The sequence below is a fragment of the Desulfobaculum senezii genome, assembly GCF_054657395.1.
On sequence record NZ_BAAHYU010000003.1, the window covers coordinates 440670 to 454849 of the forward strand.

At 62.1% G+C, this 14180-nt stretch carries 7 protein-coding genes; 3 read left to right on the plus strand and 4 right to left on the minus strand.

Annotated features, from left to right (window positions below):
* Positions 1-21: 21 nt before the first annotated feature.
* From aspA to ACYQ2T_RS11145, 3 genes are all read right to left on the minus strand, one after another.
* Positions 22-1425: an aspartate ammonia-lyase gene (gene aspA, locus ACYQ2T_RS11135; RefSeq protein WP_459900593.1), complete on the minus strand. Its 1404-nt coding sequence runs from the start codon at positions 1423-1425 to the stop codon at positions 22-24.
* Between the two features lie 400 nt (positions 1426-1825).
* On the minus strand, positions 1826-3250 hold the full coding sequence (locus tag ACYQ2T_RS11140) for a sigma-54-dependent transcriptional regulator (protein WP_459900595.1): 1425 nt from the start codon (positions 3248-3250) through the stop codon (positions 1826-1828).
* Positions 3247-5025, minus strand: a complete 1779-nt coding sequence (locus ACYQ2T_RS11145) for a transporter substrate-binding domain-containing protein (RefSeq protein WP_459900596.1) — start codon at positions 5023-5025, stop codon at positions 3247-3249. The genes ACYQ2T_RS11140 and ACYQ2T_RS11145 overlap by 4 nt, the downstream gene beginning before the upstream one ends.
* Positions 5026-5319: 294 nt before the next feature.
* Here ACYQ2T_RS11145 and ACYQ2T_RS11150 point away from each other — a divergent pair, with 294 nt between their 5' ends.
* Complete coding sequence (locus ACYQ2T_RS11150; RefSeq protein WP_459900598.1) at positions 5320-6693, plus strand: MATE family efflux transporter; 1374 nt, start codon at positions 5320-5322, stop codon at positions 6691-6693.
* 66 nt (positions 6694-6759) lie between these two features.
* Here the strand turns inward: ACYQ2T_RS11150 and ACYQ2T_RS11155 are convergent, their stop codons facing one another.
* A complete protein-coding gene (locus ACYQ2T_RS11155) occupies positions 6760-7995 on the minus strand; it encodes an ISL3 family transposase (protein ID WP_459898806.1) in 1236 nt (411 codons plus the stop codon).
* Between the two features lie 313 nt (positions 7996-8308).
* Here ACYQ2T_RS11155 and uvrA point away from each other — a divergent pair, with 313 nt between their 5' ends.
* Both uvrA and ACYQ2T_RS11165 read left to right on the plus strand, forming a co-directional pair.
* Positions 8309-11074, plus strand: coding sequence for an excinuclease ABC subunit UvrA (gene uvrA, locus ACYQ2T_RS11160; protein ID WP_459900600.1), 2766 nt, complete (start codon positions 8309-8311; stop codon positions 11072-11074).
* 207 nt (positions 11075-11281) lie between these two features.
* On the plus strand, positions 11282-13888 hold the full coding sequence (locus tag ACYQ2T_RS11165; protein WP_459900601.1) for a cobyric acid synthase: 2607 nt from the start codon (positions 11282-11284) through the stop codon (positions 13886-13888).
* Positions 13889-14180 lie beyond the last annotated feature (292 nt).

A 14180-nucleotide genomic window follows, 5' to 3' on the forward strand; every position in this document is an offset into this window, starting at 1 on the left:
AGCCCAGTGGTCCGAGGGAGGCTAATTCCTGATGAATCGGGGGTGCATCATGTTCTCGGGGGAGAGAATCTCGTCCAGCTTCTCCTTGGTGAGCACCTTGTGCTCCAGAACAAGGTCGTAGACGGACTTGCCGGTTTCGAGGGCTTCCTTGGCGATGGCGGCGGACTTTTCGTAGCCGATGATGGGGTTCAGCGGCGTGACGATGCCAATGCTCTGCTCCACCATTTCGCGGCAGCGCTCGCGGTTGGCGGTGATGCCGCTGACGCAGCGGTCCTGCAGGATGCGGCAGCCACGGCGGAGCATATCCACGGCCTGGAACAAGGCGTTGGCGATGACCGGCTCCATGACGTTCAGCTCCAGCTGGCCGTTTTCCGCGGCCATGGTCACGGTGACGTCCTTGCCGATGACGTCGTAGGCAATCTGGTTGACCACCTCGGGGATAACGGGGTTCACCTTGCCGGGCATGATGGAGGAACCGGGCTGCATCTTGGGCAGGTTGATTTCATTGAGGCCCGTGCGCGGACCGGAGGAGAGCAGGCGCAGGTCGCTGCAAATCTTGGAGAGCTTGACGGCAACGCGCTTGAGCACGCCGGAAATCTGCACGTATGCGCCGGTGTCCCACGTGGCTTCGACAAGGTTGGCCGAGGTTTCAAACTCAATGCCCGTCATGTTGGCAAGGGCGTCGGTGGCAAGGCGGGCGTAGTCCTCGGGGGCGTTGATGCCAGTGCCGATGGCCGTGGCGCCGAGGTTGATTTCCTTCAGCAGTTCGCGGGCCTCACGCACGCGGGAGATGTCCTCGCCAAGGGTGGTGGCGTAGGCGGAGAATTCCTGACCAAGGGTCATGGGCACGGCGTCCTGCAGCTGGGTGCGGCCCATCTTGAGCACGTCGGAGAACTCCGCGCCCTTGTCGACAAAGCCCTTCTGCAGGTAGGCCATGGCCTCCATCAGCGTGGAGAGCTTGTTGTACAGCGCAAGGCGGAACGCCGTGGGGTAGGCGTCGTTGGTGGACTGGGAGCAGTTGACGTGGTTGTTGGGGTGGCAGTGTTCGTACTCGCCCTTCTTGTAGCCCATCAGCTCCAGCGCGCGGTTGGCGATGACTTCGTTGGCGTTCATGTTGGTGGAGGTGCCGGCGCCGCCCTGGATGGTGTCCACGGGGAATTGGTCGCGCAGCTTGCCGCCAACGATTTCGTCACATGCGGCGCAGATGGCCTTGCCCACGTCCGCGGGGATGACGCCCAGCTCCATATTGGCCTTGGCCGCGGCCTTCTTCACATAGGCCAGCCCTTCGATAAGCTCGGGCACATCGCCGATGTGGCGGCCGGTGATGAAGAAGTTCTCCACGGCGCGCAGGGTCTGGACGCCATAATAGGTATTCGCGGGGATTTCCTTTTCGCCGAGAAAATCATGCTCAATGCGGGACTTCATGTGTACAACCTCATGTTTTGTATGCTGAAAAAATGTGCAGCGTGCGGGGCATATCGGCCTTCGCATCCGCTTGCTCTTTTAAGAACAAATACGGTGCCAAAAGGCGTCAATTGCTTTACCTCTCTGAAATAGCGGGAGATTTGGGGCGAAATGGGAGGAGCCCGCTCAGCCCGAAGGCCCATGCAAAAAGTTATGGCGCGGGCTGCGGCGTGCTGGACTGGCCCAAGGCAGGGCGCGGTGTGTGCGGGGGTATATGCCCTTGGTTATGGCATAACCAAAGTTATTCCCCTTTCTATGCTAGGAATTGTCACATGTTGCCGGGGGCTTGGCGCAGCAGCAAAAACGGCCCGGAGCGCAGTGCGCTCCGGGCCGTTTGGCGTGTGGCGGGGTGGGGCAGCCGCTAGGAGCGCAGCTGCTTAAGGCGCTTACTCAGCGCGGGCTGGGAGATGCCAAGCATGCGCGCGGCCAGCGTTTGGTTGCCGTCGGCGCGCTCCACCGCTTCCTCTATGAGCATGGCGGTGCACTCCGTGATGGTGGGCAGATGCTCCAGCCCCGCAAAGGGGCGCGAGGAGTCAGCCACGGTCTGCGCATCCGGCGCGGGCGTATTTTCGCGCTCCATGGCCCTCAGAAAGCTGTGCATGGACAGCACCTTGGCCTTGTGGGTGCTGACGGCGTCGTACACCATGCCGCGCAATTCGCGGATATTGCCGGGGAAGGAATAGTTGGCCAGATGCAGGGGCAGTTCCTTGGGGATGGCGGGCTTTTTCTTGCCGAATTCTTCGGCGGCCTCCTCCAGAAAGCGGTCCAGCAGGGCGGGGATGTCCTTGGGGCGCTTGCGCAGGGGCGGCACGTCCACGTGGTGGGTGCACAGGCGGTAGTAGAGGTCCTTGCGGAAGGTGCCATCCTGCACTTTCTGTTGCAGGTCCTGATGCGTGGCGACGATGACGCGGGCCTGCATGAGCTTGGGCCTGTCGCTGCCAAGGGGGTAGAACTCATTCTCCTGCAGCACGCGCAGCAGCTTTACCTGCGATTGCAGGCTCAGGTCGCCGATTTCGTCAAGAAAGAGGCTGCCGCCGCGCGCCTGTTCAATCATGCCCGGACGGGTTGTCCCCGCGCCGGTGAACGCGCCGCGGGTGTGGCCAAAGAGCGTATCCGCAAAGCTGGTGTCGTCCAGCCCTGCAACATTTACGCTCACCAGCGGGCCTTTGCGCTCGCTCAGGGTGTGGATGGCCTGCGCCACCAATTCCTTGCCCGAGCCGGATTCGCCCGTCACCAACACGGGCTGGGTGCTGGGGGCTACGGATTCAATGTACTTGAACACGGCCAGCATGCAGGGCGACACGGTGACGATGTCCGCGAAGGCCTCGGGGTTTTGCAGCTCGCCGGTGAGGATGCGTTTTCGCATGCCGCTGTTGACGGAGTAGAGCTCCTGCGTGCGGATGGCGCGCAGCACGCCTTTGGTCATGTGCTCCTGCGCGTCGGTTTTGACGAAGTAGTCAAAGGCCCCTTGCTTGATGCACCGCACGGCGGTTTCCAGCTGGTTCATCCCGCTGATGATGATGACCTGAATGTGCGGGTACTGCTCGGTAATGGCGTCCAGCAGCTGTTCGCCGCTGAAGCCGGGCATGGTGAGGTCGAGCAGGATAAGGCCCACCTGCTCGCGCGAGAGGATGTCCATGACCTGCGTGCTGTCGTCGCAGGCGAGGACGTTGTTGATGCCCGCCGTGCGCTCAAGGGTGAGGCTGAGGCTCCTGAGCCACGCGGGTTCGTCGTCCACGAGCAGAACCTTGAAGGACGGATAGATGGTTTCCGTGGCGGGAATCATGAGGTGTACCTCCTTGCGAGTTGGGCTTCATTCTCCGCTGCGGCGGGGATGGAGAGGGTGACGGTGGTGCCCTGACCGGGCGTGGACTCAAAGTCCAGCGCGCCGAAGTGCTCCTTAACAATGCCTGCGGAGACGGACAGGCCAAGGCCTGTGCCGCCGGACTCGCGCTTGGTGGTGAAGAAGGGGTCGGTGATGTTGTCCAGATGCTCCTGCGGGATGCCGACGCCTTCGTCCTGGACGCGCAGGATGACGGCGTTGGCGGTGGAGTCGTATCCGGTGGTGATGGTGATGCCGTGGTCCTTGCCGGGCAGCGCCTGACAGGCGTTGAGCACAAGGTTGATGATGACCTGTTGAATACGCCGCGAACTGCCGGTGACGGTGGGCAGGTCCGGCGCGAGGGTCACGGTGACGGCGTTTGAGGACTTCTTCATGGCATTGCGCACCAGCCGCAGGGATGCCTTGACCAGATGGTTGAAGTCCAGCGGCTCCATCTCGTAGCGTTCGCCCTTGCGGGAGTAGTCCTTAAGGTCGCGCACAATGTTTTTGATGCGGTTTGCGCCGTCGAGCATATCGCTAATCATTTGCGGCACTTCGTCGCGCATGCGGGAGTAGGGCAGCCCACCCATGAGAAAGTCGCCGTGCTCGTCGTAGTAGTGGTCCAGCACCTCGGCGGCGTCCTCGTAGGTGTCGGCGAGGACGGGCAGGTTCATGAGCATCATGCCGTTGGGGTTGTTGATTTCGTGCGCCACGCCCGAGGCCATCACGCCGAGGGTGGCCATGCGGTCCGAGTGGATGATGACTTTTTGCTTGCGCTCCAGCTCGCGCTTGGCCTCAAGGTTTTTGCGGGCTTCCTCGCGCAGTTCGTTGGTGCGCTCCTCCACCTTGTGGCGGAGCATATGCGTCCAGAGCAGGCTGCCCATAAGGATGAGCAGCAGCGGCCCCAAAATCCACGCGCCATACCACATCACCGTGCGCCACGACAGCGCGTCCGGGCTGGGGACGGAAAGCCACTTATTGCACAGCTCGCGGTAGGTGCCGTCCTTTTTGAGGGTTTCCAGCCCGGCGTTGATGGTTGCCAGCAGGTGCGCCTTGTCCGGGCGCGTGGCGTAGCAGTAGTGCTGCAGGGAAAAGGGCGTACCGATGGGGAAGATATTGTCCAGATCGTTGCTATGCACCATGTAGCGGCCCGCCGTTTGGGAGACGAGGGCAAAGTCCCCGTGCCCCGCCGCCAGCTTGCGCAGGGCGTTTTCGTGGTTGTAGGCGGGAATGATGCGGATGCGTGGATAGTTTTGGGTGAGGGTGTCGTACATGGCGCCGCCCTCCTCCACGATGACTTCGGCGTCCTCCATGTCGTCCAGCGAGGTGGCAACGGGCGAGTCGTCCCGCGCGAAAATGGAGTATTCCACTGTGGTGTACGGCTCGGAGAACGACAGCGTGCTCTCGCGCGCGGAGGAGTGCGAGATGCCTTGCAGAACGTCGATGTCGCCTTCGGCAAGGGCCTCGCGCATGTTCTTCCACAGCCCAAGGCGGATGGTGATGTTCATGCCCGTGACCTTGGCGAGGGCGCGGGTGAGGTCCACGTTAAAGCCTGCGGGGTCGCCGGAGTCGTTGAGGAATTCATAGGGCGGGTAGTGCAGGTCGCCGCCAACCACGATGGAGTGTGGCGTCTCCCCGGCCTGTGCGGGCGGGGGAACAAGGGCGGAAAAGGCAAGCACCGCCAGGCAGATAAAGGCCGTGACCTTTACGGGAAAATACATAATGTTGCGTATGCGCATGGTGTGTATCGGGTGGCCAAAGGGCCGGTTGTCGTCATGAAAAGTGGTGCGCAGCCGGGCGAAAAGCGTGGCGAGAGAGGGGAAGGGGCCGAAGGGCGCGCACCCCGGGGCGCTCCCGGAGGGCACAAAGGTGTCCGACAGGCGACCTCTACAGCGAAGGCGCAGTGTTGACAAGGGGGGCGTGCCGCAGGGCTGGGCCGGGAGTTGACTATTTATTTGAGGCGGCCTAGGGGGACTCTGCCGGCAGTGCGGGCAAGAGTGGCTTGCCCGTCAGACCGGAGAATGGAGAGAAAAATGTCTATTGATCGGTGGAGTGCGCCCAACGGCTACCGCGACGTGCTTCGCGTTGGTATGCCGCTGGTCGCGAGCATGGCTTCGGCCACCATTACCATGTTCACGGACCGCGTGTTCCTCGGGCACTATTCCCTTGAGGCCCTTGCGGCGTCGATGACCGCAAGCACCATGAATTTTCAGTTCATCGCGTTCTTTTCCGGGCTTGCCACCTATGTGAACGTATTCATTGCGCAGTACACCGGCGCGCGCCAGCCGCATCAGGTTGGCCCGGCGCTGTGGCAGGGTGTGTGGTTTAGCCTTTTGTCGGCGGTGTGCATGGTGCTGCTGGCTTTGCCTGCGGAGGCGATCTTCGCCTTTGGCGGGCACGACCCGGCTGTGCAGGTGCTGGAGGTCGAGTACTACCGCATCCTGTGTTATGCCTCAGGATTCAATATCCTCACCGTCACCCTTGGCGAGTTCTACACCGGACGCGGCCTGACCCGCCCGGTGATGATTGTGAATATGATTGGCGCGGCGGTGAACATCCCGCTGGACTATATGCTCATCAACGGCGTTGGCCCGTTCCCGGAGCTGGGCATCCGCGGCGCAGGCATCGCCACGGGCGTGGCGTGGGCGCTGACGGCGGTCATCTTTGTGCTGATGGTGTTCCGCCGCCGCAACGAGGAGCAGTACGGCGTGCTCTCCGGCTGGCATTGGAATCCGGCCAAGTTCAAGCGCCTGCTGGTTTACGGCCTGCCAAGCGGCTGTGAGTTCTTCTTTGACGTGTTCGCGTTTGCCTTCTTTATCCTGCTGGTGGGCCGCCTTGGCAACGTGCAGCTGGCGGCGACGAATATGGTCCTGAGTGTGAACCACTTTAGCTTTATGCCCATGGTGGGCCTGCACATCGCCGCGCAGACGCTGGTGGGGCAGGCCATTGGCGCAGGGCGGCCTGACGACGCCGCCGAGGCGACGCGCAGCGTCCTGCACCTGAACGTTGGCTGGGCGCTGGTGATGATGTCCATCTACCTGCTGTTCCCGGACGCCTTGTCCGCCATGTTCCGCCCAAGCAGCTTTACGCCCGAGCAGTACGCCCCCGTGCGCGAGGCCGGACGCATTTTGCTGGTCATTGTGGCGGTGTACACGCTGTTTGACGCGGTGGTGTTCTCGTACTTTGGCGCGCTCAAGGGCGCGGGCGACATCCGCTATACCCTTAAGGTGATGTCCCTGTCGTCGGTGTTCATTATGGCCCTTGGCACCTACCTTATTCTGGAGGTGTTCCAGCTGGGGCTGTACGCCGCGTGGGGCGCGATGCTGGCGCATATCGGCACGCTGATGTTCTTCTCGTGGCGGCGTTTCCGTCAGGGGCAATGGCGCAGTATGAGCGTTATCCGCTAGGCGGCGGGCGCTTAAAGACGTTGCAGAAACGCGCGGGGCGGCTTGGGCTGCCCCGCGTTTTTTGGTTCATCTCCCAATTCCGGGGAAGGCTGCTCTGATTTTGAGAAAGAAGTACTCGTCGTCGAGAAAGCCGTAGGCCATCCGTTTGATCACCTTGATCTTGTTGTTGATCCCTTCGAGTAGGCTGGTGTGTAGCGGATATCGGCAGTGTGAGATAATGCCCGAGATGTAGGGTTTGAGGCGCTTAGCGAATTTAATGAGCGGCTCGACTCGGCTTTGCATGGCGCGGCGGTACCAACCTTTCCAAAACCGCTTGGCAGCTTTGGAGTATCGGTAGTCCCAGAGTCGCTTCAAATCCTCCTTGAGGATATAAACCTTCATCAAATTTTTGTTGGCTCGAAGCAGGTCATAGAGCCGGATTCGATCTTCCTGTCGCATGAGATTCTGCCTGTTGCGCAGGAGCAGCCATCGTGAGCCTTTGACAACCTTACGGGCGTCTTTGTCATGATTGAGGCGATTGGCCTCATCGTTTCGGACGCGGTCGATTACTTCTCGGCCATACTTGGCAACGACATGAAACAGATCGTAGACGATCTCGGCTTTCGGGCATTGCGCCTTCACCTCGGCGGCATACGCACCGTTCATGTCCATTGCAACGGCCTCAATTCGGGCACAACCATCACGGCCAAGCAGTTCAAAGAATGGTCGGATGCTCTCCCGGCTGTTGCCTCTTCCTACCCACAGAACCCGCTTGGTGTAAGGCTCGACGATGATCGTGGCGTAGCGATGTCCTTTGCGGATGGCAAACTCATCCATTGCGACAACCTTGACGCCTTTCAAGTCAATGGGATTGAGTTTTTCCGCTAGGTACCGCTTGTCGATTGTCTTCACGGTCTTCCAGTTCAGGCCGTAGCATTCCGCGATGTGCTTAATGGGAAGTATGCGGCAGAGCCGAACAACGGACTCGGCCAGCCGCCTTGTGACACGCGAATACCTGTCGAGCCAAGGAAGCTGCTCCAGCTTTGGTCCACAGACGGGACAATGGACCCGACGCCGGATAACGAGCAAATGCGTTGCCGCGTCGAATACAGGCAAGTCACGAACCCAGCGTTCGACATAGTCGTGAACTGCGCAGACAAGCCTGCCGCACCCGCTGCATCTCATTCGCCTTCGCCTGATTGGAATCAACTCGATCCAGACTTCGGGGTGCTTCCGAGCTTCGCTGGCTTCAAGACGCTGAACAGTTCCAACACGATACCCTTTCCAGTCTCCCAACAACCGGGTAATCTTGCCCTTGGACAACGGTGCCCTCCTTGTAGCTCTCGTCTGTTGTGCAACTGTCGAGATTACTGAGGGTTTCCGTTGTCCTCAATTTTTTATGTTTCCCCCGGAATTAGGAGATGAACCCGTTTTTTATGGGCGTAGGCAGGGCGGAACACGTTCCGGCGGGGCCGCTGAGGCGGCTTCTCCTGCAATATCCGGTGGCTGCGCTGTTTCCCACTGTTCCACTTGCCATACGCGCCATGATGGTTAGACTCTCGGTTTCGGGCTGAGGCCTCGGCCAGCCGCTTTGGTGCGGAGAATTCACTACACCGGGAAGAAAGCAAGGTGTTTGATGCAGAACAACAACTGCGTACATATAGAAGGCGCACGCCAACATAACCTCAAGGACCTGACGCTGGATATTCCGCGCAACGAACTTGTGGTGGTGTGCGGTCCGAGTGGTTCGGGCAAGTCCACCCTGTCCTTTGACATTGTCTATGCCGAAGGGCAGCGGCGGTATGTGGAGTCCCTGTCCGCCTACGCGCGGCAGTTTCTGCCGCAGATGGACAAACCCGATGTGGACAAGATTGAGGGGCTGACCCCCGCCATTTCGCTGGAACAGCAGACCACCTCGCGCAATCCGCGCTCCACCGTGGGCACGGTGACGGAGGTGTATGACTTTTTGCGTGTGTTCTTTGCGCGCCTTGGCACCATGTACTGCCCCAAGTGCGGGCGGCCCATTCAGGCCCAGACCACGGACGAAATCGTGGAGAACATCGCGGGCCTGCCGGAGCGGACAAAGTTTCTGCTCCTTGCCCCCCTTGCCGAGCAGAAAAAGGGCACGCATCAGGACCTGTTCAAGAAGCTGCGGAGCGAAGGCTTTGTGCGCGTGCGCGTCAACGGCGAGGTGACCGGCCTCGACCCCATGCCCGAGCTGGACAAGAAGAAAAAGCACACCATCGAACTGGTGGTGGACCGCCTCGTGGCCAAGCCGGACATGCGCAAGCGTTTGGCGGACTCCGTGGAGCTGGCCCTCAAATACGGCGAGGGACGGTTGACCGTGGGCATTGTCGGCGGCGAGCGCGATGGCGAGGACGTGCTGTATTCCTCCGAGGCCGTGTGCCCGGAGTGCCGCATCAGTCTGCCGCCGCTGTCGCCCCAGCTGTTCTCGTTCAACAGCCCGCAGGGCGCGTGCCCCAAGTGTTCTGGCATTGGCAGCGTGGACTACTTTGAGCCGAACCTTTTGGCCCCGAACAAGGGCCTGTCCCTGTCCACAGGGGCGGTTATCCCGTGGAAGAACCCCCGTGTGTTCTCCCGCTACAGCGACGCGTTGAAAAAGCTGGGCAAGGCCTATGGTTTTACGCTGGACACGCCGCTGGCTGAATTTTCGCAGGAGGCCATGGACGCGCTGTTCCACGGCGCGCCGGAGACCGACTGGCCCGGCGTGCTGACGCATATGGAAACAGGCATGCAGTTCGGGCACATCTGGCGCGATGAGCTGTCACGCTTCCGCCAGAGCCGCCCGTGCCCTGCCTGCAACGGCGCCCGTCTGCGTCCGGAATCCCTTGCGGCGCGGGTGGCGGACCTGAATATTTTTCAGTTCACCAGCTTGTCCATCCGCAAGGCCCTTGCGTGGCTGGAAGGCCTGCGCTTTGACGGGCATCTGGACATGATTGCCGGGCCGCTCCTCAAGGAGTTGACCCACAGGCTGTCCTTCCTCGTCAACGTGGGGTTGGACTACCTGAGCCTTGGCCGCAACATGGCGACATTGTCCGGCGGCGAGGCCCAGCGCATCCGCCTTGCCGGACAGCTGGGGTCCGGCCTTGTGGGCGTGACCTATGTGCTGGACGAGCCGAGCATTGGCCTGCATCCGCGCGACAACGACCGCCTGCTGGAGACCCTGCGCAGCTTGCAGGGGCGCGGCAATACCGTGCTGGTTGTGGAACATGATGAAGCCACCATCCGCAACGCCGACCACATTGTGGAACTTGGTCCCGGTTCGGGCTGGCTTGGCGGCGAGATTGTCTATCAGGGCAATGTGGCGGGCCTGATGAAGTGCAAAAAGAGCCTGACGGGCCAGTATCTGCGCGGCGACCTGATCATCGAGCAGCCGGAGCACCGGCGCGAGCCGCGCGGCCACGTGACCATGAAGGGCGTGACCACCAACAACCTGCAGGGCCTTGATGTGGCCATCCCCATGGGCTGCCTGAGTGTGGTCACGGGCGTATCCGGTTCCGGCAAAAGCTCGCTTGTGGTGGATTCGCTCTACAAGCATCTGGCCTTGGCGCGCGGCATCAAGGTGGACGAACCCGGCCAGCTGGCGGGCATTGAGGGCATGGAGGACATTGAGCGCATCATCTCCATTGACCAGACGCCCATCGGCCGTACGCCGCGGTCCAACCCGGCGACGTATACCAAGATATTCGACGAGATCCGCAAAATCTTCGCCCAGACGCAGGAGGCGCGCGCCAGAGGCTACCAGCCCGGCCGCTTCAGCTTCAATGTGAAGGGCGGACGCTGTGAAGCCTGCCGTGGTGACGGCTTCCTGCGCGTGGAGATGCACTTTTTGCCCGACGTGTTCGTGAAGTGCGACGTTTGCGGCGGCAAGCGCTACAACCGCGAGACGCTGGACGTCACCTACAAGGGCAAGAACATCCACGAAGTGCTGGATATGACCGTGCGGCAGGCCGCCAAGTTCTTTGAGAACTATCCGACCCTCAAGCGGCGCCTCGCCATCCTTGAGGATGTTGGGCTGGAGTACCTGCGCCTTGGTCAGCCCGCCACCACGCTGTCCGGCGGCGAGGCCCAGCGCATCAAGATATCGCGCGAGCTTGGCAAGCGAAGCCTGCCGGGGACGCTGTACATCCTTGACGAGCCGACCACCGGCCTGCACATGCACGAGGTGGGCAAGCTTATCAAGGTGCTGCACCGGTTGGTGGATAAGGGCGCGTCCGTTGTGGTCATTGAGCACAATACCGACGTGGTGCGCGCGGCGGACTGGGTCATCGACCTTGGCCCTGGCGGTGGCGAAAACGGCGGCCGCATCGTGGCGCAGGGCACCCCGGAGGACATCATTGCCAACCCGAATTCCGTGACGGGCACGTTTATCGCCCGCTAGGCGGCCCCTTTTGACGTGGACGGCCCCCGCCCGGCCTCGGCCGGGCGGGGGCTTTTTCGTTGTGTGGCGGGCAGGCGTGCGGTTATCGCCTTGCATCTTTGACGATTTTGTATCACACAGCTTACGCAACGTTTCGATGAATCTCATACCGCCCTGCACAGGCCGCACTTTGATGCGCGGTGGGGGCGTGCTAGGGTTGGCACCATCATGCAGCAGAACAGACACGGCGGAAATATATGGGATCTGGCCCGCAGGGCCGGATGCGCCCCGGAGGACATCACGGACTTTTCGGCCAATATCAATCCCCTTGGCCCGCCGTGGTGGTTCCGTGCGGAGGTGAGCGCGCGCCTGTCCGGGCTGGCGCATTATCCCGAGCCCCATTGCGACAGCCTGTGCGCCGCCGCGGCGCAGCGCTTTGGCATCACGCCGGATGAGGTGCTGGCGGGCAATGGCTCCACCGAAGTGCTCCACGCCGTGCTGGCGGCCCTGCGTCCGCCCCGCGCCATCATCCCCGTTCCGGCCTACAGCGACTACCGCCACGCCTGCGAGGTGGCGGACATTCCGGTGACCACTATCGCCCTGAAGCAAGGGGCGGGCTTTATGCCGGATGTGCAGGCCATCGCCGCCGCACTGGTTGATGCCCCGGAGGGCACGGCCGTCTTCATTGGCCAGCCCAACAATCCCACCGGCCGCACCATGGACCCGCAGGCCCTGCGCGGTATGGCGGCGGAGCACCCCTCGGCGCTGTTCATCGTGGATGAAGCCTTTGCGGACTTTGTGCCCGAACTGGACCGGCTGGCCGCATCGCGCCCGCAGAATGTTGTGGTTCTGCATTCGCTTACCAAATTTTACGCCATCCCCGGCTTGCGGCTGGGGCTTGGTTACGCTGCGCCGGACGTGGCGGCGCGCATCCGGCGGCGCATTCCCAACTGGTCGGTGAATGGCCTTGCGCAGGCTGTAGGCCTGCGCGCCCTTGCCGATGAGGACTACTCCCGGCGCACCGTGGAGCAGACCGTCGTCCTGCGCACGGAGCTTTTTGAGGCGCTGTGCGAGCTGGAGGGCCTGAGCGTGCTGTCCGGCGAGGCAAATTTCCTGCTCTGCCGTGTGGACGCGCCCGGATGCGACGCGCAGGCTGTTGCGGAGCGCTGCATTGCCGAGCGTGTGGCCATCCGCGTGTGCCACAACTTTGAGGGACTGGACGAGTGCTGGTTGCGCGTTGCGGTACGTCCCCGCAAGGAGAATGCGCAGTTGGTGGCTGCCCTGACCCGCGCGCTGCCCCGTGCGGTTGACGCGGCAACGCCGCCGCGCATCATCCTGCCGCGCAAGACGCCCGCCATTATGATGCAGGGCACCTCGTCCAACGCGGGCAAGAGCGTTTTGGCCGCCGCACTCTGCCGCGTACTGCTTCAGGACGGCTACGACGTTGCGCCCTACAAGGCGCAGAATATGTCGCTGAACTCCTATGTCACCCGCGATGGCGGCGAGATGGGCCGCGCGCAGGTGACGCAGGCGCAGGCCTGCCGTCTGGACCCGGACGTGCGCATGAATCCTGTGCTGCTTAAGCCGTCCAGCGATACCGGCTCGCAGGTTATTGTGTGCGGCTCTCCAGTGGGCAACATGGACATCACAAAGTACATGCACTATAAGCGCGAGGCCGCGGCCCGCGCCCGCGATGCGTACGATTCCCTCTCCAGTGAGCATGAGGTCATGGTGCTGGAAGGCGCGGGAAGCCCTGCGGAGATCAACCTCAAGCGGCACGACATGGTCAACATGGCCATGGCCCGGTACGCCGACGCGCGCGTGCTGCTGGTGGGCGACATCGACCGTGGCGGCGTGTTTGCCTCCTTTGTCGGCACCATGGAGCTGTTGGAGGAGTGGGAGCGCGACCTTGTGGCGGGCTACGTCATCAACATGTTCCGGGGCGACGCCTCGCTTTTGCGTGACGCCCTCGACTACACCACGGCGCGCACGGGCAAGCCGTTTTATGGCGTGGTGCCGTATCTGGCCGGGCATGGTCTGCCGGAGGAGGATTCCGTTTCCTTCAAAAGCGGCGTGCTCCACGGCGCGCGCACGCAGGAGCAGGTGGTGGACATCGCCTGCATTGACCTGCCGCATATTTCAAACTTTACGGATATGGACGCCCTTGGCGTGGAGCCGGACGTGCATATCCGCGTGGTGCGCCGCCCCGCCGACCTTGGCCGCCCGGACGCGGTGATTCTGCCCGGCAGCAAAAACGTGGTCGCGGATAGCCGCTGGCTGGGCCAGAGTGGCCTTGCTGAGGCCCTGACCGCCTTGGCCCGTGAGGGCAAAACGGAAATCGTCGGCATTTGTGGCGGTTTTCAGATGTTGGGCACGGGCATCAGCGACCCCCACGGCATTGAGTCCGCCGGGGAGACGTTGCAGGGCCTTGGCCTGCTTCCCATTCGCACCGAACTGGCGGCGGAAAAGACGCTGACCGCCACGGGCGCGCAGCATCTGCCGACGGGAGAGGCGCTGACGGGCTACGAAATCCACCATGGCAGAACCGTCCTTGAGGGCGACGCCGCCAGCGCCTGCGTAACGCGTGATGATGGCGAGGCCATTGGCTTTGCCGCGCGCAGCGGGCGCGTGTGGGGCAGCTATCTGCATGGTGTGTTTGACGCGGACGCCTTCCGCCGCCGCTTTGTGGACGCCCTGCGTCAGCACGGCGGGCATGCGCCCCTCGGCATGGTGGTGGCCTTGTACGACATAGAGCCCGCCCTGGACCGGCTGGCCGACGCAGTGCGGGCCAGTGTGGACATGAAGGCGCTTTACAAAAACGCAGGCCTCACGTAACGCACCCGGACCCGTGCGCAGACGGTGGTAGACATGCCCCAACGCACCTTGTAGTGTCCCCTTCAGCATGCATCGAGAAGATTCCAACGGCGGACCTGTCGGCACACACGGCATGTCCGCCGATTCCGTATGACTATGAGGGGATTGGCAGGGGCTTTTGTGCCCGCAACGCGTTGTGGACGCCTGCCGTTTTCCGTATGTAAAAATTTTCACGTTCTGCAAGTTGGACCGTGTGATGCAATTTACTACGCGCCGCAGTTGCGCTGTAGTGAAGTTTGGAAAAAAGCATTGA

What these genes read in the sequence shown, in the direction of transcription:
- uvrA (WP_459900600.1), top strand. Translation starts at nt 8,309, where the DNA reads ATGCAGAACAACAACTGCGTACATATAGAAGGCGCACGCCAACATAAC.
- ACYQ2T_RS11165 (WP_459900601.1), top strand. Translation starts at nt 11,282, where the DNA reads ATGCAGCAGAACAGACACGGCGGAAATATATGGGATCTGGCCCGCAGG.
- aspA (WP_459900593.1), bottom strand. Translation starts at nt 1,425, where the DNA reads ATGAAGTCCCGCATTGAGCATGATTTTCTCGGCGAAAAGGAAATCCCC.
- ACYQ2T_RS11140 (WP_459900595.1), bottom strand. Translation starts at nt 3,250, where the DNA reads ATGATTCCCGCCACGGAAACCATCTATCCGTCCTTCAAGGTTCTGCTC.
- ACYQ2T_RS11145 (WP_459900596.1), bottom strand. Translation starts at nt 5,025, where the DNA reads ATGCGCATACGCAACATTATGTATTTTCCCGTAAAGGTCACGGCCTTT.
- ACYQ2T_RS11150 (WP_459900598.1), top strand. Translation starts at nt 5,320, where the DNA reads ATGTCTATTGATCGGTGGAGTGCGCCCAACGGCTACCGCGACGTGCTT.